General features: G+C 39.1%; 1 protein-coding gene. It reads right to left on the bottom strand.

Translation table 11 applies throughout. From position 1 onward, the window contains the following. A partial coding sequence (locus CWB66_RS19070; RefSeq protein WP_138586597.1) for a hypothetical protein occupies positions 1–512 on the bottom strand: 512 nt, incomplete at its 3' end. Positions 513–764: the final 252 nt, after the last annotated feature.

The raw sequence follows: 764 nt of genomic DNA, 5'->3' as shown, positions 1-764 counted from the left end.
AGCTTTTGATCTGTACAAAAGGTGAAAATACCGGCTCCCTTAACTTTGAATAATCCACCCTGTTGTATAGCACCTTTACTGAGGACTAACTTTTTAAAGCGCCTTACCCTGTTAACACGGCCATTTTTAAAATTTAACTCTGTATGCTCTTCATTAATAGCTACTTGCTGACCTAAGATATTTAATGCAAACCAACTCTCACCATTTAAGTTTAATGGTAAAAACTCACAACAACCCTTTAACGTAAGCTCAAATACTTTTTGTAAAGCAATAGGTATAGCGAGCGACATAGCCCCCCATCCAGCTATATCTGGTTTGTTAGTCGGGGTTTCACCTTCAACTACCAACCAATCAACATCTACAGGACGCCAATTATCATTTTTTGGCGTACCGTCGAAAGTAAAAATATCGTTGTTTGTTAACTGCATAGATTGCTCAAACATCGTTTCTTGTAAAAGTAGATATTCACCTGCATTAACGCTAACAGCGTAGATTTTATCAAAATTTTTCATTAAATTACCTTAGGGTCTGTTGATCTTTGCGGATTAAAATTTGTTCAAACTAGGGGCTATTTAATCGCGGCGCGAGGTTTGTAACCTAGTGGGCTAAGTAAAAACCGAGCAACAAAGAGTAAATAGCCCCTAGGAAGAACCCTTTGGGCAGCGCCTGTTTGGCATTAATGCTACGTTATCGCCCATTTATGGGGAATAACCACACTACATAGGCTCTGCCTTGCCTAAATACCAAACAGGCTGCTGCAAATT

Source organism: Pseudoalteromonas sp. S558, from assembly GCF_005886635.1.
Classification (GTDB): Bacteria; Pseudomonadota; Gammaproteobacteria; order Enterobacterales; family Alteromonadaceae; genus Pseudoalteromonas; species Pseudoalteromonas aliena.
Note: the sequence above shows the minus strand (reverse complement) of the source record. Positions and strands in the feature narration are given on the sequence as shown.